The sequence below is a fragment of the Actinoplanes sp. NPDC049265 genome, assembly GCF_043197135.1.
Lineage (GTDB): Bacteria > Actinomycetota > Actinomycetes > Mycobacteriales > Micromonosporaceae > Actinoplanes.
The window spans coordinates 33,952-58,062 of record NZ_JBICSP010000027.1; the positions used below are offsets into that span (position 1 = coordinate 33,952).

General features: G+C 71.8%; 20 protein-coding genes. 13 read left to right on the forward strand and 7 right to left on the reverse strand.

What is annotated here, in order from left to right; all coding sequences use genetic code 11:
- The first annotated feature begins 22 nt into the window (after positions 1-22).
- The 3 genes from ACGFIO_RS39735 (at position 23) to ACGFIO_RS39745 (ending at position 2,594) form a co-directional block, all read left to right on the forward strand.
- Positions 23-718, forward strand: coding sequence for a TetR/AcrR family transcriptional regulator (locus ACGFIO_RS39735; protein ID WP_392835270.1), 696 nt, complete (start codon positions 23-25; stop codon positions 716-718).
- Positions 719-789: 71 nt separating this feature from the next.
- Positions 790-1,236, forward strand: coding sequence for a hypothetical protein (locus ACGFIO_RS39740; protein ID WP_392835272.1), 447 nt, complete (start codon positions 790-792; stop codon positions 1,234-1,236).
- A gap of 2 nt (positions 1,237-1,238) precedes the next feature.
- Positions 1,239-2,594, forward strand: coding sequence for a caspase family protein (locus ACGFIO_RS39745; RefSeq protein ID WP_392835274.1), 1,356 nt, complete (start codon positions 1,239-1,241; stop codon positions 2,592-2,594).
- Positions 2,595-2,667: 73 nt separating this feature from the next.
- On the opposite strand, the gene ACGFIO_RS39750 is transcribed toward ACGFIO_RS39745, so the two are convergent.
- Positions 2,668-3,252, reverse strand: a complete 585-nt coding sequence (locus ACGFIO_RS39750; protein ID WP_392835277.1) for a TetR/AcrR family transcriptional regulator — start codon at positions 3,250-3,252, stop codon at positions 2,668-2,670.
- A 74-nt stretch (positions 3,253-3,326) separates the two neighbouring features.
- Between ACGFIO_RS39750 and ACGFIO_RS39755 the strand changes: the two genes are divergently transcribed.
- From ACGFIO_RS39755 to ACGFIO_RS39785, 7 genes are all read left to right on the forward strand, one after another.
- On the forward strand, positions 3,327-4,265 hold the full coding sequence (locus tag ACGFIO_RS39755; RefSeq protein WP_392835280.1) for an LLM class F420-dependent oxidoreductase: 939 nt from the start codon (positions 3,327-3,329) through the stop codon (positions 4,263-4,265).
- 173 nt (positions 4,266-4,438) lie between these two features.
- The gene (locus ACGFIO_RS39760; RefSeq protein WP_392835282.1) at positions 4,439-5,590 is read left to right on the forward strand and encodes an ROK family transcriptional regulator; all 1,152 of its coding nucleotides are present in this window, start codon (positions 4,439-4,441) and stop codon (positions 5,588-5,590) included.
- A gap of 13 nt (positions 5,591-5,603) precedes the next feature.
- Positions 5,604-6,908: an ABC transporter substrate-binding protein gene (locus ACGFIO_RS39765; protein WP_392835284.1), complete on the forward strand. Its 1,305-nt coding sequence runs from the start codon at positions 5,604-5,606 to the stop codon at positions 6,906-6,908.
- A 1-nt stretch (position 6,909) separates the two neighbouring features.
- A complete protein-coding gene (locus ACGFIO_RS39770; RefSeq protein WP_392835286.1) occupies positions 6,910-7,830 on the forward strand; it encodes a carbohydrate ABC transporter permease in 921 nt (306 codons plus the stop codon).
- Positions 7,827-8,642 (forward strand): carbohydrate ABC transporter permease, encoded by an 816-nt coding sequence (locus ACGFIO_RS39775; protein ID WP_392835289.1) that lies wholly within the window; start codon positions 7,827-7,829, stop codon positions 8,640-8,642. The genes ACGFIO_RS39770 and ACGFIO_RS39775 overlap by 4 nt, the downstream gene beginning before the upstream one ends.
- 4 nt (positions 8,643-8,646) lie before the next feature.
- Entirely contained in the window at positions 8,647-9,903 is a 1,257-nt protein-coding gene (locus ACGFIO_RS39780) for a 6-phospho-beta-glucosidase (protein ID WP_392835291.1), read from the forward strand.
- Positions 9,900-10,877 carry an N-acetylglucosamine kinase gene (locus tag ACGFIO_RS39785; RefSeq protein ID WP_392835293.1) on the forward strand — a complete coding sequence of 326 codons (978 nt, stop codon included), beginning with the start codon at positions 9,900-9,902 and terminating at the stop codon, positions 10,875-10,877. The genes ACGFIO_RS39780 and ACGFIO_RS39785 overlap by 4 nt, the downstream gene beginning before the upstream one ends.
- Here ACGFIO_RS39785 and ACGFIO_RS39790 read toward each other — a convergent pair.
- The 4 genes from ACGFIO_RS39790 to ACGFIO_RS39805 all read right to left on the reverse strand — a co-directional run bounded on the left by ACGFIO_RS39790 (position 10,831) and on the right by ACGFIO_RS39805 (position 15,139).
- Positions 10,831-11,661, reverse strand: coding sequence for an FAD-dependent monooxygenase (locus ACGFIO_RS39790; protein ID WP_392835440.1), 831 nt, complete (start codon positions 11,659-11,661; stop codon positions 10,831-10,833). The genes ACGFIO_RS39785 and ACGFIO_RS39790 overlap by 47 nt on opposite strands.
- Before the next feature lie 144 nt (positions 11,662-11,805).
- A complete protein-coding gene (locus ACGFIO_RS39795) occupies positions 11,806-12,957 on the reverse strand; it encodes an RNA polymerase sigma factor (protein ID WP_392835296.1) in 1,152 nt (383 codons plus the stop codon).
- Positions 12,958-13,118: 161 nt separating this feature from the next.
- On the reverse strand, positions 13,119-13,496 hold the full coding sequence (locus tag ACGFIO_RS39800) for a YciI family protein (protein WP_392835299.1): 378 nt from the start codon (positions 13,494-13,496) through the stop codon (positions 13,119-13,121).
- A 74-nt stretch (positions 13,497-13,570) separates the two neighbouring features.
- Positions 13,571-15,139, reverse strand: coding sequence for a serine hydrolase domain-containing protein (locus ACGFIO_RS39805; RefSeq protein WP_392835302.1), 1,569 nt, complete (start codon positions 15,137-15,139; stop codon positions 13,571-13,573).
- Positions 15,140-15,238: 99 nt separating this feature from the next.
- Here ACGFIO_RS39805 and ACGFIO_RS39810 point away from each other — a divergent pair, with 99 nt between their 5' ends.
- Together ACGFIO_RS39810 and ACGFIO_RS39815 are read left to right on the forward strand one after the other, a co-directional pair.
- The gene (locus ACGFIO_RS39810; RefSeq protein ID WP_392835304.1) at positions 15,239-15,823 is read left to right on the forward strand and encodes a hypothetical protein; all 585 of its coding nucleotides are present in this window, start codon (positions 15,239-15,241) and stop codon (positions 15,821-15,823) included.
- Between the two features lie 37 nt (positions 15,824-15,860).
- Positions 15,861-17,564 (forward strand): hypothetical protein, encoded by a 1,704-nt coding sequence (locus ACGFIO_RS39815; protein ID WP_392835306.1) that lies wholly within the window; start codon positions 15,861-15,863, stop codon positions 17,562-17,564.
- Between the two features lie 27 nt (positions 17,565-17,591).
- Here the strand turns inward: ACGFIO_RS39815 and ACGFIO_RS39820 are convergent, their stop codons facing one another.
- Positions 17,592-18,644 carry a MinD/ParA family protein gene (locus ACGFIO_RS39820; RefSeq protein ID WP_392835309.1) on the reverse strand — a complete coding sequence of 351 codons (1,053 nt, stop codon included), beginning with the start codon at positions 18,642-18,644 and terminating at the stop codon, positions 17,592-17,594.
- 225 nt (positions 18,645-18,869) lie between these two features.
- Between ACGFIO_RS39820 and ACGFIO_RS39825 the strand changes: the two genes are divergently transcribed.
- On the forward strand, positions 18,870-19,988 hold the full coding sequence (locus ACGFIO_RS39825) for a S8 family serine peptidase (protein ID WP_392835312.1): 1,119 nt from the start codon (positions 18,870-18,872) through the stop codon (positions 19,986-19,988).
- A gap of 136 nt (positions 19,989-20,124) precedes the next feature.
- Here ACGFIO_RS39825 and eccCa read toward each other — a convergent pair whose 3' ends face one another.
- Positions 20,125-24,078 carry a type VII secretion protein EccCa gene (eccCa, locus tag ACGFIO_RS39830; protein WP_392835443.1) on the reverse strand — a complete coding sequence of 1,318 codons (3,954 nt, stop codon included), beginning with the start codon at positions 24,076-24,078 and terminating at the stop codon, positions 20,125-20,127.
- Positions 24,079-24,111 lie beyond the last annotated feature (33 nt).

Below are 24,111 nucleotides of genomic sequence, written 5' to 3' on the forward strand. Positions count from 1 at the left end.
AACACTATACGCTGTAAGGACTATGAGCGCACAAGAACACGTCCGCCGCCTCTGGCGTGGCCGCGGCACCACCCTGCCCACGCCACGCCGGGGCCCGCGGCAGCAACTCGACCTGGACGAGATCCTCGCCGTGGCCATCACGATCGCCGACACCGAAGGCCTGGCCGCCGTCTCCACCCGGTCGGTGGCGGCCCGCTTCGACAAGACCGCGATGGCGCTCTACCCGTACGTGGGGACCAAGGACAACCTGATCGCCCTGATGCAGGACCACGCCGTGGCCATGCCCACCTGGGCCGACCCCGGCGCCGGGTACGCCGACGACCTGCTGGCCTGGGCGACCGCGCTGTTCGACGTCTACCTGACCCATCCGTGGCTGACGTCGCTGTCCTGGGCCGAGAGCGGCCAGGGCCCCAACGAACAGGACTGGCTGGAACGCCTGCTCGGCATCATGAACCGCTGGTCCACCCCGGACGCCACCAGGGTCACCATGCTGTACGCGACCGTCCGGGCCACCGCCGCGACCGCCGCGGCCTACCGCCGCATGTCCAGCGACGACACCGAGGGCTGGCTGGAACGGGCGCAGGCCACGTCCCGGCTGATCCCCGACTTCCGTTCCCGCTATCCCCTGTCCACCGCCCTGCCCCCGGTCGACCCAGACTGGCGCGAGACGCCACGCGCCGCCCTGACCCGAGCCGTCCACATCCTGACCGAGGGTTGACCCCTCGACCGCATCCATCGATGTGTGTCTTGTTGCCGATCGACCGCTGGCGTCGATCGTGACGTTGTTCCATGCTCGTGCTCGGACGTGGTTCCGGCTTCGAAAGGGGCATCGATGCGGTGACCGACGTCGTCGTCAGCACCGACAGCGCCCGCTACGACGTTAACGACGAGCGGTGGGCGGCACAGACCCGTGACCTCCTCGACGAGCTGCGCCGGGAAGTGCCCGGATACCGCGTCGAGTCGACGGTCGCGCCCGGCACCAAGGGCACGGCCGACAGTGTGATCCTGGCCCTCGGTTCGGCCGGCACGCTGTCCGCCGCGGCGGCGTGCTTCAAGGCCTGGCTCGCACGAGACCGGACCCGGCGCGTCGTGCTCAGCTGGGAACGCGACGGCCGCCAGGAACGCATCGTCATCGAGGGCGATGCGGTCGACCTGCAGTCGATTCACCAGCTCGGCGCCGCGATCGGCCGCCTGCTCCCCGGCTCCGTGACCGACGGCGCCGACCCGGCGGAGTAGCCATGACGGACCGGTACCGCGCCCTCCTGATCGGCAACAGCACCTACCCGGAGGACCCGCACAATCTGCAGACGCTCGAGGGACCGGTCAACGACATCACACTGTTGTGTGCCGCCCTGCTCGACCGGGAGCGCGGACTCTTCGCGGCAGGATCCGTGACGGTGCGGCCCGAGCGCACCTCGTACGAGATCGTGAGTTCCATGGAGCAGTTCTTCGGGTCCGCCACCAAGGACGACGTGCTGCTGTTCTATTTCAGCGGCCACGGGCGCCTGGACGTCCAGAACATCCTGTATCTGTGCTCGCGCGACACCCGCACCGACCGGCTGCTGTCCACGGCCGTCAACTCGCGCCGCCTGAACGAGTTCCTGGAGGCGTCGCCGGCCAGCCGGACCGTCATCATTCTCGACTGCTGCTTCAGCGGCGCGTTCAAGGGCGCCGACATCGGCCGGGCGCTCTCCGGCCCCCGGCGCTACATCCTGAGCAGCTGCCGCGGCAACGAGCTGGCGAACGACGCTTCGGTGGCCAACCACGCGAGCATGTTCACCGAAGAGGTGGTCGACGGGATCCTGCACGCCCCCAGCAGTCGGCCGGCGGCCGGGCACCTGACCATAGAGGAGCTCTTCGCCTACGCCCGCGACCGGTTGCTCGAGCAGGGGCGGCAGCTGCCGTTGCTGCGTGCCGAGGGCGTCGGCGACCTGCCCATCGCGCGGCGGCCGGCGGCCGGGCCAGACCAGGTGACGATCGGTCCGGCCGTCCCCGAACCGGAGGTGACCCCGGTCCCCCGTCAGGCATGGCGCAAGAGCGTTGCCGTCGCGGCCGGCGTGCTGGTCGCCGCCGGCATCACCGCCGCCGCCGTCGCGCTGTCTCAGACCGGCCGGCCGACGACACCGACGGCCGGCCCGTCGCCCGGCGGCGCGAGCACGTCGGCGTCAGTCCCGGTTCTTCCGGCCACCCTCGGGGACATCCGCGCCGGTGGGGACAACTGCGTCGAGGCCGAGGACGGTAACCTGCGCGACAACGCGCCGGTCGTCCTGGCCGCCTGCGACAAGCAGCCGCATCAGCAGTTCGCCGCGGACGCGACCGACGATCCTCTCGAGTTCAAACTGAGGTTCAAGGACCAGGATCGGTGCCTCGTCGCCGTGAACGACACCGCCGGCGTTCAGGACTGCGCAACAGCCCGGCCGTGGCGCTTCCACAAGATCATCCCGGAATGGCAGCGGACCAGCTCCTGGGCGATCGAATACACCGGAGAGAAGGGCGAACGCTGCCTGACCCTTCCGCCCAGCACGAATCGCCTGTCCATGACCGACTGCACGATGGATCGGAACACCCAGCAGTGGTGGACCCGAATCCCGTGAGTCCCCCACGGAACCCGGAGCGAGGCCGAGCCGTGCCTGGCCGCCGCCGCGGCCTCGGCTCGGGCGCAGGACATCAGCGGCGGGCGTTGGCCAGGTCGCCCGCGGCCCGGACGGCGCGGGCGGCGATGTGCTCGGCCGAACCGTTGTGCAGGGTGAAGAAGCCGTCGGTGAGCAGCGTCGTGTAGCCGTGCGCGACCGCAATGATCTCCTGGATCAAATTCAGGACTTCCGGGTACGAGCTGGGCTCGACCGCCACGGCCAGCTCCAGGAGCGTAGTCATCAGGGCCCGGGTGTGCTCGCGACGCTCCTCGTCGGGCAGCTCGGACAGGCCGGCTGCGAAGATCACGTGGAAGCCGCCGCCGGTGCGGGTCACATACCGTACGTAGGCGCCGGCCACCGCGGCCAGCCGGTCGACCGGGTCGGTGCCGGCCGCGTCGGCGGCGGCGATGACGGCCGCACGCAGGTCGTGCGCGGCGACGCCGGAGACCGCGCCGAGCAGGTGATCGCGATCGGGAAAGTGCCGGTACGGTGCCGCCGAGCTGACCCCGAGCCGGCGTGCGACCGCGGCGACCGAGAACCCGTGCAGCCCGTGTTCCGCCAGCAGCTCGAAGCTGGCCCCGATCAGTGCCGCTCGGAGGTCACCATGGTGGTAACCCATTCTGCTTGCCTCCTCGTGAGAGGGCTCTTACATTAGCATGTGATAGCCCTCTTACATCGGCGTGCGGAGACCCCATGACCATTCGTCTCGGTTACCAGATCCCCAACTTCACCTACCCGGAGGTTCCGCCCGAGAAGCTCTTCGACACGGTACTGGCCCAGGCCCGAGAGGCGGAGGGCGCCGGCTTCGACACCGTGCTGGTGATGGACCACTTCTATCAGCTGCCCGGCATCGGCCCGGCCGAGAACGCGATGCTCGAGTCGTACACGACGCTCGGCGCGCTGGCCACCGGCACGTCGACCGTGCGGCTGTCCACACTGGTCACCGGCAACACGTACCGCAATCCGGCCCTGCTGGCCAAGACCGTGACCACCCTCGACGTGGTCTCGCACGGCCGGGCCGTCCTCGGCATCGGCGCCGGTTGGTACGAGCGCGAGCACCACGACTACGGCTTCGAGTTCGGCACCTTCGGGCAGCGTTTCGAGCGGCTCGAGGAGGCGCTGACGATCATCTCGCCGATGCTGCGCGGCGAGCCGGCCACCTTCGAGGGCAAGTGGTACGTCGCCCGCGGCGCCATGAACAACCCCCGGCACCGCGAGAACATCCCGATCATGCTGGGCGGCAGCGGTGAGCAGAAGACGTTCCGGCTGGCCGCGCGCTTCGCCGACCACATGAACATCGTCTGCGACGTGGCCGACCTGGCCCGCAAGGTGTCGGTGCTGCGCCAGCGGTGCGAGGAGATCGGCCGCGACCCGGCCACGCTGACGACCACGTTCCACGCCATGGTCCTGGCCGGCGAGACCGAACAGGAGATCAAGGAACTCGGCACGACGGTGCCGGAGGAACGCCGCAACCGGGCCTTCCTGGGCACCACCGACCAGGTCGCCGAGCAGCTCCGGGACAAGGTCCTGGGCGCCGGCATCGACGGCATCACCCTGAACCTGATGCGCAACGGCCACCGCCCCGGCGTGGTCAGCATGGTCGGGGAGGCGCTACGCCCGCTGGTGGCCTGACCCCGTCGCCCGCCGGCTGGGCCCGTTTCACAGTCCAGCCGGGGGTGGCCTCGGCGCCGGAAAGGTGCGTCAGATGCGCCCTAGCCCGGCCGGTCCTTGACAGCTTCCACGCACGGCCCTACGTTGCTCGCTAATTGTTAGTCAGTTTGCCAAATAGACGTGGGGGGCGGTGCGTGACCCGGCAGGCCGGCTCGTCCAAGCTGCTGCGGGCGATGAACGAGAGTGCCGCGCTGGCGCACCTCATCGACCCGGGGATGCTGACGCGCGCCGATCTGCGCCGGCTCACCGCCCTGTCCACGCCGACCATCTCCGAGGTGCTGCGCCGGCTCACCGACGCCGGGCTGGTCGGGGTGGTGGCCCATCAGCCCCGGCGCCGGCCCGGGCCCAACGCCGAGATCTACGCGGCCAACCCGGATGCCGCGTACGCCGCCGCGATCTCGGTGCGGGACGTCGGGCAAGGCGACGGGCCGTCGGTGGCGGCCGCCCTGTGCGACCTGACCGGCGCGACCAAGGCCCGCTTCGAGTGCGAGGCCGACTTCCGGCGGACCGAGCCGGAGACCGTCCTGAGCGACGTGCTGGGCCGGCTGCGCGACGAGGCCGGCGCGGCCAAGGTCCGGCACGTTCAGGTCGGAATCTCCGGGTCCTACGACGCGCGGACGGCGACGATCCGGCACACCGAGGTGCCGGGCTTCGGCCGGCCGGGACTACTCCCCGACCTCAACCTCACGCTCGGCACCACCGTCGGCGTGGACAACGACGTCAATCTGGCCGCGATCGCCGAGCGGCGGCACGGGGCCGGGCGCGGCTCCGACGGCTTCGCCCTGCTGTGGCTCGGCGACGAAGGCCTCGGCCTGGCCATCGACATCGGCGGCACGCTGCTGCGCGGGGCCCGGGGCGGGGCGGGCGAAATCGGCTACATGCCGCTGTCCACCCTGGGCGGCCAGGACCTGCAGGACGTGGTCGGCGGCCCGGCCGTCCTCGCACTGGGCCACGCGCACGGCTTCTCCGGGCGTACCCCTCAGGAAGTGGTGTCGAATGCCGAACCCGGCGCCTTCTTCACCGAACTCGCCGACCGCGTCTCCGTCGGCCTGGCCGCCGTCATCGCCGTGCTCGACCCCTCCCTGGTCGTGCTGGCCGGACAGGTCGGGCGGGCCGGTGGACCGGTCCTGCGCGACGCGGTACGAGCGGCCATGCGCGACGCCGCGCCGCTGGAGAGCGCCATCGAGGTCACCGGCATCGACGACGACGCGGTGCTGCTCGGTGCGCTGGACGCCGGCCTCAGCACCGTACGCGAACAACTGATCTCCCAGATCCGCGACAGCTGATTGGACCCCCGACATGCGTAGAGCAGCCCTGGCTCTGGGCGCCGCAGTGATGCTCGCGGCGGCCTGCACCCCGGCCCCCAAGGAGAACAAGATCGCCGATCCGGGTACGGAGGTGTCCGGCACGGTCGAGCTGTGGCACTTCTTCACCGACCGGGAGGCCGGCGCCATCGACACCGTGATCAAGGACTTCACCGCGACCCATCCGAAGATCACCGTGAACGTGAAGTCGGGGCAGGATGACGCCAAGGTGACACAGGCGATCGGCGCCGGCAACGGCCCGGACATCGGCCTGTCGTACTCGACCGACATCGTCGGCAAGTTCTGCGCGTCCGGCGCCTGGGTCGACCTCAACCAGTACATCCAGCGCGACAAGGTCGACCTGAACAAGCTCAACGCGGCCACCCGGCAGTACACCGAGTACGCCGGGAAGCGCTGCGCGATGCCGTTCCTGGCCGACGCGTACGGCATCTTCTACAACCGGGACATGTTCGCCCAGGCGGGCATCGCCGGGCCGCCCCGGACCCTCGACGAGCTCGCCGAGGACGCCAAGAAACTCACGGTCAGGAACGCCGACGGTACGCTCAAAACGGTCGGTTTCCTGCCGCTGTCGGACTACTACGAGAACTCCGCCGCGCACCTGGCCCCGATGGTCGGCGCGAAGTGGCTGACCGGCGACGGCAAGTCCGCGATCGGCGGCGACCCGGCCTGGAAGACGCTGCTCACCTGGCAGAAGCAGCTGGTCGACTTCTACGGCTACGACAACCTGGTCAAGTTCAAGGCCGGCCTGGGCGACGAGTTCAGCGCCGACAACGCGTTCCAGAAGGGCCAGGTGGCGATCAACATCGACGCCGAGTTCCGGCTCGCGTTCCTGGCCGACCAGGCGCCCGGACTGAAGTTCGGGGTCGCTCCCCTGCCGGTCAGCGACCCGGCCCGCTACGGCGGCGGCTACATCACCGGGAACATCCTCGGCATCTCCAAGAACGCCAAGAACCCCGAAGCGGCCTGGGAGCTGATCAAGTATCTGACCACCGACGACCAGGCCGTCACCAAGCTGGCCGAGCTGATCAAGAACGTGCCGACCACGACGGCCGCGCTGGCCGACCCGAAGCTGCGCCAGGACGCCGACTTCAAGGTGTTCCTGGACATCTTCGCCAACCCGAACTCGTCGACCACGCCGCCGTCGTCGTCCGGCCCGGCGTACCAGGAGACCTTCGGGCAGTTCCTGACCCAGTGGCAGGCCGGCAAGGTCGCGAACCTGGACACCGGCCTCGCCGAGGCCGACGCCAAGGTCAACGGCGTCATGCGGCTCGGCGGCTGAGATGCGGCTGCGTCGGAACCTGACCACGCTGTCGTTCCTGGCCCCGATGCTGATCGGCGTCGCGGTGTTCTTCCTCTACCCGCTCGTCTCGGCCGTGTACTTCTCGTTCACCAAGTTCGACCTGCTCTCGGTGCCGGAGTGGGTCGGGCTGGACAACTACAAGCGGATGGCCGACGACCCGTTCCTGCTCCAGTCCGTACGCAACACGGTCTGGATGGTGTTGATCTTCGTGCCGGTCCGGATCGTCAGCGCCATCGGGCTGTCCATGCTGCTGGCCCAGATCAAACGCGGGGCGGGCTTCTTCCGTACGGTGTTCTACCTGCCCGCCCTGGCCCCACCGGTGGCCGCCACCATCGCCTTCGTCTACCTGCTCAAGCCCGGCACCGGGCCGGTCGACAACCTGCTCGAACACATCGGCATCGACGGACCGCTGTGGTTCAACTCCCCCACCTGGGCCAAGCCGTCGCTGGTCCTGCTGGGCCTGTGGGGCATCGGCGACATCATGGTCATCTTTCTGGCCGCGGTGCTCGGCGTGCCCGAAAGCCTGTACGAGGCGGCCGCGCTGGACGGCGCCAACGCCTGGCACAAACTGCGGTACGTGACCCTGCCGACGATCCGGCCGGTGATCCTGTTCGCCACCGTCACCGGCGTCATCTACACACTGCAGTACTTCGACCAGGCGGCCGTGGCCGGCTCGATCGCCAGCGGCAACGCGACCACCGGCGGCGGAGCCTCGTTGTCGTTCGGCTACCCGGAAGGGTCCACGTTCACCTATCCGCTGTGGCTGTACATGGTCGGGTTCCGGTACAGCGCGCTCGGCTACGCCAACGCCCTGGCCGTGGCCCTGTTCGTGGTCGCCCTGGCGGTCACCGTGGTGCTGCTCAAGCGGTCGAAGGCGTTCGCCGGGGAGGCCGAGGCATGAGACTCGCCTGGATCGCCCGGCACAGCATCGCGATCGCGCTGGCCATCATGTTCCTGGCCCCGGTGGTCTATCTCGTGCTGCTCTCGCTGATGACCAGCAACCAGGCACTGACCAGCGATTACTGGCCGCAGACGTGGCATCCGGAAAACTACCTGCGGGTGTTCCAGGTGACCCCGCTGCCCCGCTACCTGCTGAACACCGTCATCTACGCGGTCGCGGCCACCGGCCTGATGCTGCTGTCCAGCGTCCCGGCGGCGTACGCGCTGGCCAAGCTGAGATTCCGGGGCCGCAACGCGCTGTTCCTGACCGTAATCTGCGTGATGATGCTGCCGCCGCAGGTGGTGACCGTGCCGCTCTACCTCATGTGGGCCCGGTACGGCCTGACCGGCTCACTCTGGCCACTGATCGTCCCGATGCTGTTCGGCGACGCGTTCAGCATCTTCCTGCTCCGGCAGTTCCTGCTCACCATCCCGGCGGAATACCTCGACGCGGCCCGGGTCGACGGCTGCGGTGAATGGCGGGTACTGCTGCGCGTGGTGCTGCCGATGGCCCGGCCCGGGATCGCGGCAGCCGGGCTGTTCCAGTTCTTCTACGCCTGGAACGACTACTACGGGCCGCTGCTCTACACCAGCGAGAACGAGAACGCCTGGACGCTGTCGCTCGGACTGGCGTCGTTCCACAGCGTGCACCACGTCGACTGGAACCTGGTGACCGCGGCGACCGTGCTGACCATGGCGCCGATCATCGTCGTGTTCTTCTTCGCGCAAAGGGCGTTCGTCCAGGGCGTGACGTTGACCGGAGTGAAGGGATGAACCCGTGAAGATCGCGGTCGTCGGCGGCGGGTCGACGTACACGCCGGAGCTGGTCGACGGGTTCGCGCGGCTCGGGTCGATGGTGTCCGAGCTGGTGCTGATCGACCCGGCGGCCGAGCGGCTGGAGGTGGTCGGACAGTTCGCGCGGCGGATCTTCGCCCGGCACGGGCACCCCGGCCGGATCAGCTGGACCGGTGACCTGGACGCCGGCGTGACCGACGCCGACGCCGCGGTGATCCAGCTGCGGGTGGGCGGACAGGCGGCCCGGATCAGCGACGAGACGTTCCCGCTGGGCGAGGGCTGCGTGGGTCAGGAGACCACCGGGGCGGGCGGGCTGGCCAAGGCTCTGCGTACGGTGCCCGTCGTGCTCGACGTGGCCGACCGCATCCGGCGGCGGGCCCGGCCGGGCGCCTGGATCGTCGACTTCACCAACCCGGTCGGCATCGTCACCCGGGCCCTGCTCGACGCCGGCCATCGGGCGGTCGGCCTGTGCAATGTGGCCATCGGGTTCCAGCGCCGGTTCGCCGGCGTGTTCGGCGTACCCCCGGACAAGGTCGTCCTCGACCACGTCGGCCTCAACCATCTGACCTGGGAACGGGCCGCCTATGTGGACGGTGTCGACCGGCTGCCGCAGCTGCTCGCCCAGCGCCTCCCCGAGCTGGCCGCCGAGGTCGAGATCGACCAGGAGGTGCTGCGCACGGCCGGCAGCGTGCCGTCTTACTACCTGAGCTACTACTACCACCACGACCGGGTGGTGCGGGCGGCGCGGGACGAGCCGACCCGCGGCGAACGGGTGGCCGAGATCGAGGCGACGCTGCTCGACATGTACCGCGACCCGGCTCTGGTCGAGAAGCCGGCGCTGCTCGGCGAACGCGGCGGCGCCTACTACTCGGAGGCGGCGGTCGGGCTGCTCGCCGCGCTGCACGGTTCCTCTTCTCCGGACGTCCATTCCGTGAACGTCCGCAACAACGGGTTCTTCCGCTTCCTGCCGGACGAGGCGGTGGTCGAGGTGTCGGCACGGGTCGGCCCCGACGGTCCGGTGCCGCTGCCCACCGCCCCCGTCCCGCCGGAGATGGCCGGGCTCATCGGCCACGTCTCCGGGTACGAGGACCTCGCGCTGCAGGCGGCCCTGCGCGGCGGCCGCCCGCGGGTCTACCGGGCCCTGCTCGCCCATCCCCTGATCGCCCAGCACGAGAAGGCCGACGCGCTCACCGACAAGCTCATCGCCGCCGGTTCGCAGCACCTGTCGTGGGCTCCATGAGCGGGCTGTTCCTCGCGGTCGACGGCGGAAACTCCAAAACCGACGTCGTTCTGGGTACGGCGGACGGCGCGATCCTCGGTGCCGTCCGCGGACCGAGCACCTCCCCGCACGTGGTGGGCCTGGACCGGGCCATGGACACCCTCGGCGACCTGATCGCGTCGCTGCCCCGTCCCGCGCCGGTCGACGTGATCGCGGTCTACCTGGCCGGCGCCGACCTGCCCGCCGAGGTCGACGCCCTGCTGTCCGCGGTCGAGGCCCGGGGCTGGGCCGCCCGCACCCTGGTCGACAACGACTGCTTCGCACTGCTGCGGGCTGGCACCTCGATGCCCGACGCGGTGGCCGTGGTCTGCGGCGCCGGCACCAACGGCGTGGGCCGGGCGGCGGACGGCCGGACCGCCCGCTTCCCCGCCCTCGGCCCGATCTCCGGCGACTGGGGCGGCGGCCACGACCTGGCCGACCACACCCTGCGGCTGGCCGTCCGGGGTGAGGACGGCCGGGGCGCGCCGACCGCCCTGTCCGCGGCCGTGGCGGCGCACTTCGGCCGGCCCACCGTGGAGGCCGTCAGCATCGCCCTGCACCTGGGCGACCTGCCGATGACCGCGATCCACGACCTGGCGCCGCTGCTGTTCGAGGTCGCGGCGGCCGGCGACGCGGTGGCCGGCGACCTGGTCCGGCGGCAGGCCGACGAGATCCTGGCCCAGCACCGGGTCGCGGCCGGCCGGCTCGGCCTGCTCACCGCCCCGCACGCCCTGGTGCTGGGCGGCGGGGTTCTGCGGGCTCGTCACCGCCAGCTGCACGACCAGATCGTGGCCGGTGCCCGGGCCCAGGCCCCGCTGGTCGAGATCAGCGTGGTCGAGTCGCCGCCGGTGGTCGGCGCGGCGCTGCTCGCGGTCGACGCCCTCGGCACGGCTGTCTCGGCTGAGCCGCTCATCCGCGCCGCGTTGACGACCACCACCGGTTCAACGCTTCCGTGAGCGACGGCACGTCACCGCCGGCCCAGGCGACGATGCCGTCCGGCCGGATCAGCACGGCGTCGAAGCCCAGGTCGTTCTCGGCCGGGCCGGGCACGTACCGGACGCGGTCGTGCCAGGGCGCGGCCGCCTCCCGCAGGGAACCGGCGAAATCGAGCAGCACGCCCGTCCCGTCCGGCAGGAGGTCGGCCAGCGCGGTGCCGTCGGCCAGCCGGAAGGCCGGGGCGTTGCGCCCGACGAGCGGCTGGTCACTGCCGAGGTCGTAGTGCAGGGCCAGCCCGGAGAGACGGTCGTAAATGTATGTGGCCACGTCCGGGGTCCGGATCCACTGCCGGACCACCCCCTGGACCGCCTGTGACAGCGGGTCCGGCCGCATGATCGCCACTTGGGCGCGGGACCAGTCGAGCACCCGCGCGGCGATCGGGTGCCGCTCGGCCGTGTAGGTGTCGAGCAAGCCGGCGGGCGCCTGCCCGTGGACGGTCGCGGCCAGCTTCCAGCCCAGGTTCAGGGCGTCGCCGAGGCCGAGGTTGAGTCCCTGTCCGCCCAGCGGCGAGTGGATGTGCGCGGCGTCCCCGGCCAGCAGCACCCGCCCCCGCCGGTACCTCGTCGCCTGCCGCGCCCGGTCGGTGAACGTGGACGCCGCCCGGACACCGGTCAACGTCACGTCCGTACCGGACACCCGGCGCAGCACCTCCTGCAGGTGCTCGAGCGTCACCGCCTGGGTACGGTCGAAGGCGCCACCGTCGAAGTCGTTGATACCGACGTGCCCCGCGAACGGCGTCCACAGACCTCTCCTCGAGAAGCGGGCGGCCCCAGCGGTCCGCCGCCCGAAGTCTGGGCGAAGGTCCTCTCACGGCACGCACCTCCCGCTCACACGAGCGGTCACGACAACCGACATCGCCGGCGACGGCACGAGGCCCGCGACTCCGGGTCAGCTGATCGCGCGGTCCCGCATTCGCAGGTAGCGGGCCACGGCCGGGTCGTCACTCAACGCGGCGGCCCGGTCGAACTCCGCTCGGGCCTCGGCGGTACGCCCGGCCCGGGAAAGCAGGTCGCCGCGGGTGGCGTGGTAGGGCTGGAACTCCGCCGCTCGGTCGTCCGCGGCCACCTCGGCCAGGGCAACAAGACCGGCGTCCGGGCCGTCGATCCGGCCGGTCACCGCGGCCAGGGCGACGCGGCTGCCCAGGCTGGGCTGGATGAGGTTGAGCGCGGTGTAAAGGGTCCGCAACGCCGCCCAGTCGGTGCGGCCGGTCCGCCGACGATCGCAGTGCACGGCTTGGATCGCGGCCTCGAGCTGGAATCGGCCCGGGGTCGCGGTGTGCTGGGCCCGAGCCAGGTAGGACTCACCCTCGGCGATCAGCCCCGCGTCCCACCCCGCCGGATCCTGCTCGTCAAGCGGTGTGAACGCAGCAGACCCAGCGGGTGCCGGGCTCCGGGAGAGCGCCAGCGTGAGCAGGGCCGCCAGCCCCCAGGCCTCGGATTCGTCGACCAGCAGTGCCGCCACCGTGACGGCCAGGTATTGGGCCTCGTCGCCGCGGGCGATCGCGTAGGCGCCGTAGATCGCCTCCAGCACCGGCGGCAACCGCTCGGGCATGGTATGGCGGTCGGGCACCACGAACGGGATCCGCGCGTTCTTGATCTTGCGCTTGGCGCGGACCAGGCGTTGCGCCATCGCCGCCGGTGGGACGGCCAGGGCGGTCGCGATGCGGGCGGCCTCGAACCCGAGGACGGTCTGGAGCATCAGCGGGGTGCGCACGGACGGGTCGATCCCGGGGTGGGCGCAGACGAACAGCAACGCCAGCCGCCGGTCGGGGATCGCGTCGGGGTCGTCGGCCGGGGCGTACCGTTCGGCGGCGTCCTCCAGCGGGGCGCGGGTGCGGTGCGCGGCCGACTTCCAGACGTCGCGCAGGCGGTTGCGGGCCACGGTGAGCAGCCACCCTTCGGGGTTGTCGGGGACGCCCGACTCGGGCCAGGTCGCCAGGGCACGCTCGAAGGCGCCGGCCAGGGCGTCCTCGGCCTGGGTGAGGTCGCCGCCGGGCGCGGCCAGGAGAGCCACCAGCCGGCCGTACGCGACACGCGCCACCCGATCAGCGGTGGCCCACGCCGAAGCACACTCCGCATCAGCGCCCACCGAAACGCACCGTTCCTCGGCGCCCACCGAAACGCACCGCCGCTCGGCCGCGGGCAGAGCCAGTCGCCCGTCGGCGCCGAGCGGGGCGGAGCTCCGATCGGCGCCGGGCGCGGTCACTGGTTGGGCTGCCAGGCGCCGTCGACGACGTGGACGGCGCCGGGGCGGATCTCGACCGAACCCCAGGCGACCGGAGGCGCCTGGCGCGCGAAACCGATCGCCGCGTCGAGGTCGGGCACGTCGATGACGAAAGTGCCGCCGAGCTGCTCCTTCGTGTCGGCGTAGGGGCCGTCCTGGACCCGCACCTGGCCGTCGACCGTGCTCAGCGTGGTCGAGTTGGCCGACGGCTGGAGCACCTCGCCGGAGATCAGCACCCCGGCCTGGTGCAGGGTTGCCGCGTAGCTGGCGAACGCCCGCTGGCCCTCGGCCATCATCTCGGCGCCCAGCTCCTCAGGGCTCATCTCGGCGTAGTGCAGCAGCAGCGTGTAACGCATGGTCGTGATCCTCTCACCCCGGTGTTCGTTCTACACCGGGATGACGAGCGAGCACCGGCCCGATCGACACCGGGTCAGGAAAGAATCCAGGGAATTTTTCCGGTCGGGAACGGCCAGGCGGGAGCGGGAGCCGCAGCGGCGGCGGGAGCCGAGGCGGCGGCGGGAGCCGAGGCGGCGGCGGGAGCCGAGGCGGCGGCGGGAGCGGCGCCGGCCTTGAGGATGCGGCCGCTGTATCGGAACCAGGTGACCTTGCCGTCGGGACCGCGGTCGAAGTCGGCGCGGAAGAACGTGTCGGCGCCGGACGGCTCGAGCAGGCGAACGTAGTCGCGGCGGTAGAACTCGAGGACCGCCAGCACCTGGCCCTCGACCTGCATGCTGAGCCGGCCCGCGTCGGGCACCAGGTCGACGGTGGCGCTCAGGAACTCGCCGGCCAGGTTCGTCTGGGTCAGCGTGTACGGGCCCACATACGGCGCAAGCTGCTCGGCGGTGAGCACGAGCGGCCGGGCCGGCTTGTTGTGCACGCCCGCGAACCGGGCCAGGGCCCAGTCGTCGCCGAAGAGCTCGGCGGTCAGGGCGGGGCCGGTCTCGGAGTTGGTCAGCACTGTCAGCGCCATGTCGCGGGCCGGGACCATGACGAAGCCCGAGTGCTGGCCGGACCAGTCGCCGCCGTGCTCGATCACCTTGGGGCCCTCGGCGGTCGGCCGGATCTGCCAGGTCACGCCCATGCCGTCGAGCTCGACGAGCAGGGTGCCGCCGGGGCCGGGGCGGGTCTGCATCTCGCGCAGCCGGCGAGTGCTGAGCAGCCGGCCGCCGTCGCCCAGGTGGAACCGGGCCCAGGCCAGCTGGTCGCGGGCGCTGGAGATCAGGCCGCCGGCGGCGTGCACCGACCGGGGCATGGCGAACGCCTCGGGCGAGGCGACCATCTCGCCGGTGGCCGGGTCGGGCACGTGCGGCATCGCGACTGTGGCGTGCGGGATCCGGTCGGTGAAGAAGGCGCTCTCGCGCAGTCGCAGCGGGCGGATGAGCAGGTCGTCGATGGCTTGCTCGTACGTCTGACCGGTCTTGACCTCGATCAGCCGCCCGGCCACGCAGAGCGCGGCGTTGTTGTAGGCGAACGTCTGCCCGGGCGGGTTGAACTGTGGCGTCACGCTCATCGAGGCGACGAACCGGGCCAGCGCGTCGTCACCCGGGCCGGTGTCCTTGAAGTAGTCGCCGAGCCACCCCGGACTGTGGTTGAGCAGTTGGCGCACGGTCACCCGGGCGGACTGCGCCGGGTCGGCGGTGCGGAAGCCGGGGAGATAACTTCGCACCGGACGGTCGAGATCGATGCGCCCGGCCTCGACCAGGCGCATGATCGCCGTACCGGTGAAGGTCTTGGTGGTCGACGCGACCCGGAAGACCGTGCGGTCGTCCACGGGACGCGGATTGGACAGATCGGTCACGCCGAAGCCGCGGCTGTAGTCGCGCCCGCGATAGCGCAGTGCGTAGGAAACGCCCGGAATCGCGTACCGCTGCATCGCGGTCTGGATCTTGTCTTCGAGCTCGCCGACGACCCTGGGCACGGCGGGTTTCGTCGTCGGCAGCGTGGTGATCAGGGCACCGGCGGCACCGGCACGCAGCAGGTTGCGACGCGAAACAGGCATCGATACACCCCCGTGGTCGACAGCGAGGACCACCTTACGCCCGTTTTGTGATCATGGGGGGATGCGGGGACCGGGGCCGATGTCGCATCATCTATCGCCATGCGCGTCGTCGTCGTCCCCGCACCGATCGTGGCCAGTGGTCACGGCACCCCCACCGTCTGCGCACGGCACGGCGAGACGGCCACCGAGCACCACGACATGACGTTCCGGTCGCTGGTGCCGGGGTGGCTGATCCTGCTGTACTTCTTCATCGGGCCGGCGCTGGTCGTGCTGATCGCGTTGCTCATTCAGCGCAAGGTGCGTACGCCGGCCTGGCCGTTCTGCCCGCGGTGCGCCCAGTCGCTGACCATCCGGCGAATAGTGCTGGCGGGCGTCTTCGCGGTGGCGGCGCTGTGCGCGGCGGTCAGCGTGTTCTACTACCTCGGCGCGCGGGGCGACCGGGCCGGCGGAATGACGGGCGCGATTCTGCTGATCGTGCTGCTCCTGCTGGCCGGACTGCGGGCGATCACGCTGGCCACGCGTGGGCGGGTGGCCAACGGTTACGTCGCCGAGAACGGCATGACGGTGGAGTTTCGCAACCCGCATCCCGAGTTCCTCAGGCAGATCGTCGCGGCCAAGGAGGAGTACCAGCGCTACCTCGCCTCGGTGCAACCGGTCACGCCTGTCGCACCGCCGCCCTTCTGAGCTTTCCCGGCCCTCGCGGATGCACCAAGATGGAGGCGTGCCGATTCGGTCCGCCGTCCGCGTCCTGGGGCATCCACAGACCACCGTCGTCCTGCGCGGCACCGACGGGCCGCCCGAGGCGGTGGTCACCGCGCTGCCCCGCGAGCCCGGCCGGCACACCGTCATCGTCGCCGCCGATCCGCCGCTGCCGGTGGATGAGCTGGCCACGATCCTCGGGCAGCGGCTGCCGGTGGGCTGCGAGTCGATCCGGTTGGTGCTCTCCGACGCCGGCCGGCCCGATGTCGCCCGGCCGCTCTCCGACCGGCTGCGGATCGAGGTGGTCGCGCCCAGCGGCGCGGTGACGCTGCTGTCCGGCGGCCGGGTGTTCGTGTCCGGGGGCGGGTGGACCGCCTACCGGCCGGGTCAGCCGCCGGAGCGACAGGGACCGCGTCACCCCGCACCCGGGTGGGAGGCGGACCCGGTGCCCGGGTTCGCGGCCACGCCGTCCGGGTTGTGGTTGCACGGCTCGGCCGGGCCGCTTCCGCCGCCGGCGCTGCTGGCCATTCCCGTCGATCCGACTCAGCCGGCCGTGGTGGTCGGTCATCCGGCGGCGCCGCTCACGCTGGACTTGGTGGACGCGCTGGAGCGGCTGCCCAAGGCGGTGCGGCGGCGCATGCTTCTCATTCCGTACGGGCCGGACAGCGCCCAGACGCACCGCATCGCCGAACGGCTGGCTGCCCGGGACGGCGGGACAGTCGAGGTGCTGGCCGGGGTGCCCGACACCGGCCCCGGCGGCGAACCGGTGCTGACCACTGTGGACGCGGCCGGCCACCGGGGGTGGCAGCCGCTCACGTCCCGGGTGCGCTATCGGGCCGCCGCCGCGCCCGAGGTAACCGCGCACCGGCTGCCGTCCGGGCGCGGGACGCTGGGTGACCTGGTGGTCTCGCCGGTGCGGGCGGGGCTGTGGCTGCACGGCGAGCACGATCCAGAGGCCGAGGCGGCGCGGCGGGTGCCCGCGGACGCGCATCCTCTGCTGGTGCTGGGGTCGGCGGCACAGGCCGACGTGGCGTCGCTGCCGTCCCGGGTGGCGGCCCTGGCCCCGCTGCTGCCGGGACTGCGCCTGGTGGTGAACGGGCCGCCGGCGGACGGGCGGGCGGCGCAGTGGCGTTCCCTGACCGAGACGTACGGTCCGCTCCTGGTCGTGGTGGCCGGCGGCGAACTGGCCGTCCTGCCCGCGGCCGAACACCTCGGCACCGGCGAATACCCCTTGGTCACGCCACGCGTCTCCCCCACCGCGCCGGCCGCCGCACCACAACCCGTGCCCACCGTGGCGGCTCCGGTGGTCGAGATCGGCGTCGTCCGTCTCGTCACCGCCGAGTTCGTGCCCGTGGACGAGGGCGAAACCCGAGAACTTCCGGGCACTGTCGCCTGCGCCCGTTGGCTTCCACCGGACGGGTCGTGGACGCCGGGTCAGGAGCTGGCGGCGACCGATCCGGCGACAGCGGCACTGCCCGACGTCGCTCCGGGCGAGGCGACGGTGCTGGTCTGGTCGGTGAACGGCCGGCATGACGGCATCGGGCGGGTCGAGTTCGGCCCGGAGGCCCGGTTTCGCGTTCTGGCCGTGGACGGGCCGGCCGGCGAACCGGCGCTGGTACTCCTGCGGGAACTGTCCACCGAGGACAGCCGCACCGATGACGCGGTGCGCGAGTCGCTGCGCCGCATGGCCGCCGCCCGCCTGCGCGCGACGACAACCAGCAGTTGACCGGCGCGCGCAGGCGGGCGGAAGGCGTTACTGGTCGCGGATTCCCAGGGAGTCGATGATCGAGGTGCAGGCGAGCAGCCACGCGCGGAGGGTCGGCTCGGCCAGGTTGTGGTATTCGATGCGGCCGCCGGAGCGTACGTACGGATCGAAGGGAACGACCACGACGTCGCGCACCACCGGCCGGTAGCGTTCGACGATCTCGGTCAGGAGTTTCTGGTCGGTCCTGGGGTCGGCGCAGGAGATCACCGCGACCGCGTTGGACACCAGTTCGGCGTAGCCGCTGCGGGAAAGATGGTCGAGCATCCACAGGCCGCTCTCGGCCACATCCCGCTGGACCGTGGTCGGCACGACCAGGCAGTCAGCCAGATCGGTGGCGGCCACCCAGTTCGGGGCGCGGACATTGTTGCCGGTGTCGACCACGAGCAGGCGGTAGTAGCGGCTGAGCGCGGTCCACAGCTTGCCGAACGCGGTGTCGTCGACGATCACCATGCTGCCGGGCTGGTCGTCGGAGGCCAGTACGTCGAACCGGGCGCTCTGCGGCCGCAAGTACCCGGAGAGCCGGCCGACGCTCGCCGACGTGGACAGGAACTCCTCGATGTCGTGCAGCAGGTCGATCACGGTCTGGTGGTGGGTGGCCTCCTCGGCGCGCATGCCCAGGGTGCCCCGCGTCTCGTTGTTGTCCCAGGCCAGCGTGTACCCGCCGCGGTAGAAGCCGAGCGTGGCCGCCGTCAGCAGCGAGGTCGGCGTCTTCGCGGCGCCGCCCTTGGGGTTGGCCACCACCACGGTCATCGTGCGGGTGAACGGGCGCAACAGCCGCTTGCGGGCGGAACGGTCGTTGGTCTCGGCGCGGCCGGCCGGCAGGCTGAGCAGGCCGCCGGTGACCCGGTTGGTCCGGCCGCGCCAGCCCTGCTGGGCGGGGCGCTCGGCCGGGACCTCGGCCAGTGGCGCCGGGGCGGGCGTGGTCGGCGTCGCCGGTTTGCTGGTGCTGCTGGGCGACTCCCAGGCCGGCAGCTCCGGCGGGTTCGCCTCGAAAACGGAGGCGCCGTTGACGCCCGGGTTGTCGTCGGTGTGCACGTCCATGGCGGGACTCCCTCATCAGGTCGGGCGGTGGGGATCGGCCGACTGATGTGGTTGTCCGCACTTTACGACAGGCGCGGCGGCGCCGGAAAGTGCGTACCCCCATTGAACTTGGGTGTTGGCACGCACGTCGGCTTGGCAGGGGATCGGTCGACCGACGGGAACGGACGGAAGGCACCGATGGCACGACGATGGCCGCGTTCGGCTCGGGCGACGGCCGCATTCAGCATGTCCGTACTGGCGGCCGTGGCCCCGGCCCCGGCCTGGGCGGCGGCGCGGGTGGACGGTGATCCGCCGGCATTGCCCAAGGTGAGCAGCGGCTGCGTCGGCCCGTCGAACGTCGTGGCCGGTGGGCCGTCGTGGGCGTTCCGCCGGGTCGGGCCGGCCGACGTGTGGCCGCTGACCAAGGGCGCCGGGATGACCGTCGCGGTGCTCGACTCGGGAATCAGCCCGGGCGGCGGCGGCCTCGCGGGTGCGGTCGAGACGGGTATGGACGTGGTCGGCGGCGGCCGCGGCGACGTGGACTGCTACGGCCGTGGTACGGCATTGGCCGCCCTGATCGCGGCGCGCCCGGCCGAGAACACGCTCTTCGTCGGCGTCGCCCCGGAGAGCCGCGTGCTGCCGGTGAAGATCGTGGACGGCAAGGGCCGGATCCCGCCCAGCGCGATGGCCAAGGGTGTGACTGCGGCTACGAACGCCGACGTCGACGTGATCCTGATCGGGGTGGGTTCGCCGGCGCCGGACGCGGCGCTGCGCCAGGCCGTTCACCGGGCCGTGGCCAGAGACATCGTGGTGGTGGCCGCGGTCTCGGACGAGAAGCCGAAGGACAACCGACCGGTCCCGCCCTGGTATCCGGCTTCCGACCCGGATGTGCTGGCGGTCGGTGGGATCGCGGAGTCGGGCGTGCCCACCGAGACCACGACCAGGGAGTCCGGGCTGGACCTGCTGGCGCCGGGCGATCGGGCGTTCAGCGTGGGCCCGTCGGGGACCGGCAACTATCTGGTCGGCGGCCCGGCGGTGGCGGCCGCGCACGTCGCCGCGGCGGCCGCGCTGGTGCGGGCCTACCATCCGGAGCTGGGCCAGGCCGAGGTGCGGCGCCGGCTGGCGGGGACGGCCGCGGGTGCGGGAGCTCTTGACGTGTACGCGGCGGTCGCCGACGAAGCGACGCCGGTGCGGGACGTGGCCGCCCGCGCCGCGCCCCGGATCGTGGTGCCGCGGGGGGCGCCGATCCCGCCGCAGAAGACCATCGCCGCCGCCGTGGCGGCCGGCACGGTGCTGGCCGCGGCCGCCGCCGCCCTCACGGTCAGCACGGTCCGCCGGGGCCGCCGCCGACGCTGGCGCCCGTAACGCCACGGCGGGCCCCGCGAGCACCAGCGCGCGGCGAACGCACCAGCCCACGCGGGGGCCGGCCGGCGCGACGTCAGCAGCTCGCGGGGCCCGATCGGCGCGACGTCAGCAGCTCGCCGGCCCGGCCGGTGTTGCGTCAGCGGCTCGCGGGGAGACCGCCGGCCGGGGTTTCGTCGGCCAGTTCGAAGGCGCGGTACGCGGTCTGGATCAGCCGGCCGCCGCGGCGGGTGCACAGGAGGGCCCGGCCGGGCGGGAGCTGGCGTGGCTTGGTGTTGCCGAGCAGCGGGCCCTCGTTGGGCGGGCAGGACAGGGCCAGGTCGGGGGTGTTGGTTTCCTGCATGCGGCGGATCACCGGGTCCATCGACATGCGGATGACGTTGGCCGCGCCGCGGGTGACGACCAGGTGGAAGCCGATGTCGGCGCCCTGGGCCAGGTAGGGCAGCAGCGGCAGCAGCGGCGAGTCGTGCCCGGCCAGCAGGTCGTAGTCGTCGACCAGGACGAACAGCTGCGGCCCGGTCCACCAGTCGCGCCGGCGCAGCTGTTCGGGCGTGATGTCGGAGCCGGGCATCCGGCCCTTGAGCCCGGCCACCGCGTCGGCCACGGTGGCCTTGGTCGAGTCGGCCGAGACCGAGTAGCCCAGGCGATATTCCTCGGGGACCGAGTCGAACAGCTGACGGCGGTAGTCGACGAACATGACACGGGCCTGCTGCGCCGTGTATCGCTGGGCCACCGACTGGGCCAGGTGCCGCAGCACGTTGGTCTTGCCGCTCTCGTCGTCACCGAGCACGGTCAGGTGCGGCAGATCGGCGAAGTCGTGCCAGACCGGCTGCATGCGTTCCTCGTCGAGGCCGAGGGCGACGCGGATGTCGCCGTCGGGGTCGGGCAGCGCGTCGGCCGGAAGCACGGCCGGCAGCGTCTTCACCGGTGGCGCCGGGTCGAGTTCCCAGAACTCGTCGGACATCGCCACCAGGCTCTTGACCCCGTCGGCGAGTGAGGTGGGGGCGGAGTCGCCGTCGATACGCGGCAGCGCGGCCAGGAAGTGCAGCTTTTCCATGGTGATGCCGCGACCGGCGATCTGCGGGACGGTGGCCGCCACGCGCAGGTCGACGGCCGAGTCGACCGGGTCGCCCAGGCGCAGCTCGAGCCGGGTGCCGATCTGATCGCGCATGCCGTGGTACACCTCGGACCAGCGGGCCGCGGTGAGGATCAGGTGGATGCCGAAGTTGAGGCCCTGTGCGGCGATCTTGCGGACCGAGGCGTCCAGCGGCTCGAACTCCGACCGCAGCGTGAACCAGCCGTCCACGACCAGGAAGACGTCGCCGTACGGGTCGTCGGTGACCCGGCCGTCGGCACGCATCTGCCGGTAGGTGGCCATGCTGTCCACGCCGAGCGCGGCGAACTTGCGTTCCCGCTCCAGGATCAGCGCGGTGACCTCGGCGACGGTGCGGGTGACCCGGTCGGCGTCGAGGCGCCCGGCGACGCTGCCGACGTGCGGCAGGCCGGCGATCGAGCTGAGCGCGCCGCCGCCGAAGTCGAGGCAGTAGAACTGCACCTCGCGCGGGCTGTGGGTGAGGGCGAGGCTGCACATCAGGGTGCGCACCAGGGTGCTCTTGCCACTGCGCGGACCGCCGGCGATGCCGACGTGGCCGCCGACCCCGGACAGTTCCACCAGCAGCAGGTCGCGCATCTGCTCGAACGGCTTGTCGATGTAGCCGATCGGGGCGATCAGGGCGCCGTTGCCGGCCCACTCGAGCGCACACAGGCCCAGCTCGGGATCGGGCGCGAGGGTGGGCAACAGCTGGTCGAGGGTGGGCGAGGCACCGAGCGGCGGCAGCCAGACCTGGTGCGCGGGGGCGCCGTGGTCGGTGAGCTGGCCGACCACGAGGGACAGCACGCTGTCGCGGCCGGACGGGTCGGCCGCCTCCACCTCAGGCTCGGGTGCAGGCGCCTCCGCCCCCGCCGCACGGGCCTCGACCGCCTCCAGCGTGTACGGGACGACCTGCTGCTGCACGACCTCCTGGGGGGCGCGCAGGTTGCGTGGCCGGTGGGCGCCGGAGACGTAGGCGGCCTTGAATCGGATCAGCGTGGCGACGTCGGTACGTAGGTAGCCGTTGCCGGGCGCGGGCGGAAGCTCGTACGCGTCGGGCACGCCGATCACCGACCGGGACTCCATCGCCGAGAACGTGCGCAGGCCGATGCGGTATGAAAGGTGGGACTCCAGCTGGCTGATCCGCCCGTCGTCGACGCGCTGGGACGCCAGCAGCAGATGCACGGCCAGCGACCGCCCGAGCCGCCCGATCATCACGAACAGCTCGATGAAGTCGCGATGCGCGGCGAGCAGCTCGCTGAACTCGTCGACCACCACGAACAGGGTGGGCAGCGGGTCGAGGGGCGCGCCCTGGGCCCGGGCCCGTTCGTATTCCAGGGCCGAGCTGTAGCCGCCGGCTGCCCGGAGCAGTTCCTGGCGGCGGACCATCTCGCCGTGCAGGGCGTCCTGCATGCGGCCGACCAGGGCGGCCTCGTCGGCCAGGTTGGTGATCACGGCACTGGTGTGCGGAAGCCGGTCGAGGCCCAGGAAGGTGGCGCCGCCCTTGAAGTCGACCAGGACGAGGTTGAGGGTCTCGGACGGGTGGGTGGCGGCCAGGGCGAGGACGAGCGTACGTAGCAACTCGCTCTTGCCCGAGCCGGTGGCGCCGATCAGCATGCCGTGCGGGCCCATGCCACCCAGCGCGGACTCTTTGATGTCCAGCTCGATGCGGTTGCCGTCGGCGTCCACCCCGATCGGGACACGCAGCCGTTCGGTGGGTGAGCGGGTGCCCCACAGTGCGTCCAGATCGAGGCGACTGAGGTCGGGGATGTCGAGCAGCGTACCCAGATCGAAGTTGGTCTTGAGGGCGTCCTCGCTGGTCTCGGAGATCACGCCGAGACGGTAGGGAGACAGCAGCCGGGCCACCGCGCGAGCGCTGGGCAGCCCGAGCCGGTCCGGAGCCGCCATCCGGGTTCGTACCTCACTGCCCACCCGGTCGCGGCGCAGCATCCGCAGGTCGTCGCCGTCGACGTGCAGGCTGAGCACGCCTTTGGTGGCGGCCGGGCGATGGTCGTCGAGGTCGACCAGCACGGCGTTGCGGCACCCGGCGGTGGCCAGGCGCGCGCCGTTGCCCATCCGGCCGCCGTCCCGGATGACCAGCACGTACGGTTCGTCGCGGCTGGGTGTGGCGGTCGGCTCGAACCGCGGCCGGTTGAGGAACTGCTCGCCCAGCAGCATCTCGAGCGCCTCGATGCTGTCGGCGGCGAGCCGGGCCGCGCCGGCACCGTCCTGTTCGGACGGGTGCTGGGCGTGCGGCAGCCATTTCGCCCACTGCCAGGCCTCGGCACCGGCGCCGTCCAGGCAGAACGCGACGCGCACCTCCTCGGGCGCGTGGAAGGCGACGAGCTGGGTGAGCACCGCGCGCAGGAACGCCCGGGCCGCCTCGCGGTCGGGGCCACCGACGCGGATCTGGGCGAACCCGCGCAGGAAGAGCGCGACCGGCTGGTCGGCGAGCGTGGTGTAGGCCCGGATGAACCGCCGCAGCGACTTGGCCGCCAGCGGTTCCAGATCTTCGACCGGCTTGGTCTGCATCGGCACGATCCGGGTGGCCAGCCGCTGCTCGCCGGTGCCCATCCGAACCTCGAGGAAGTCGGGATGGGTGGGCCGTCGTTCCCAGCGCCGGGTGGTCATCACCAGCGACCACAGCGACCGGGGATCGGGGTGCTGCCAATCCGCGGCCTCGCGCTGCCGGGCCACGCTCTGCCGGATGCGCCGCCTGTTCTGGGCCAGGTAACGAAGGTAGTCCCGGCGGTCGCCACCGATGCGGTTGCGGCGGTCCTGGCTGCCGAACGCGACCTGGGCGACCACCATGCCGCCCATGGCCAGCGTGATCATGCCGAGCATGACCCAGGTGAGCGCCCCGCCGCGCGGCCCGAAGAACATCATCATCATGACGCCGGACATCAGCGCCATCGGCAGGATCATCATCGCCTGCCGCAGACCCTGATTTTGGATCTCGGGCAGCGCGGGCGGCTCCTGCAACTGCAGCTCGCCGGTGGGCATGGCCGGACCGTTGCGCCGGGCCGGACGCCGGAA

Coding starts and splice junctions, on each gene's coding strand:
- ACGFIO_RS39810 (WP_392835304.1), top strand. CDS start 15,239: ATGCGCGTCGTCGTCGTCCCCGCACCGATCGTGGCCAGTGGTCACGGC.
- ACGFIO_RS39770 (WP_392835286.1), top strand. CDS start 6,910: ATGCGGCTGCGTCGGAACCTGACCACGCTGTCGTTCCTGGCCCCGATG.
- ACGFIO_RS39820 (WP_392835309.1), bottom strand. CDS start 18,644: ATGGACGTGCACACCGACGACAACCCGGGCGTCAACGGCGCCTCCGTT.
- ACGFIO_RS39740 (WP_392835272.1), top strand. CDS start 790: ATGCTCGTGCTCGGACGTGGTTCCGGCTTCGAAAGGGGCATCGATGCG.
- ACGFIO_RS39755 (WP_392835280.1), top strand. CDS start 3,327: ATGACCATTCGTCTCGGTTACCAGATCCCCAACTTCACCTACCCGGAG.
- eccCa (WP_392835443.1), bottom strand. CDS start 24,078: ATGCCCACCGGCGAGCTGCAGTTGCAGGAGCCGCCCGCGCTGCCCGAG.
- ACGFIO_RS39785 (WP_392835293.1), top strand. CDS start 9,900: ATGAGCGGGCTGTTCCTCGCGGTCGACGGCGGAAACTCCAAAACCGAC.
- ACGFIO_RS39750 (WP_392835277.1), bottom strand. CDS start 3,252: ATGGGTTACCACCATGGTGACCTCCGAGCGGCACTGATCGGGGCCAGC.
- ACGFIO_RS39765 (WP_392835284.1), top strand. CDS start 5,604: ATGCGTAGAGCAGCCCTGGCTCTGGGCGCCGCAGTGATGCTCGCGGCG.
- ACGFIO_RS39735 (WP_392835270.1), top strand. CDS start 23: ATGAGCGCACAAGAACACGTCCGCCGCCTCTGGCGTGGCCGCGGCACC.
- ACGFIO_RS39745 (WP_392835274.1), top strand. CDS start 1,239: ATGACGGACCGGTACCGCGCCCTCCTGATCGGCAACAGCACCTACCCG.
- ACGFIO_RS39800 (WP_392835299.1), bottom strand. CDS start 13,496: ATGCGTTACACGCTGCTGCTGCACTACGCCGAGATGAGCCCTGAGGAG.
- ACGFIO_RS39775 (WP_392835289.1), top strand. CDS start 7,827: ATGAGACTCGCCTGGATCGCCCGGCACAGCATCGCGATCGCGCTGGCC.
- ACGFIO_RS39805 (WP_392835302.1), bottom strand. CDS start 15,139: ATGCCTGTTTCGCGTCGCAACCTGCTGCGTGCCGGTGCCGCCGGTGCC.
- ACGFIO_RS39825 (WP_392835312.1), top strand. CDS start 18,870: ATGTCCGTACTGGCGGCCGTGGCCCCGGCCCCGGCCTGGGCGGCGGCG.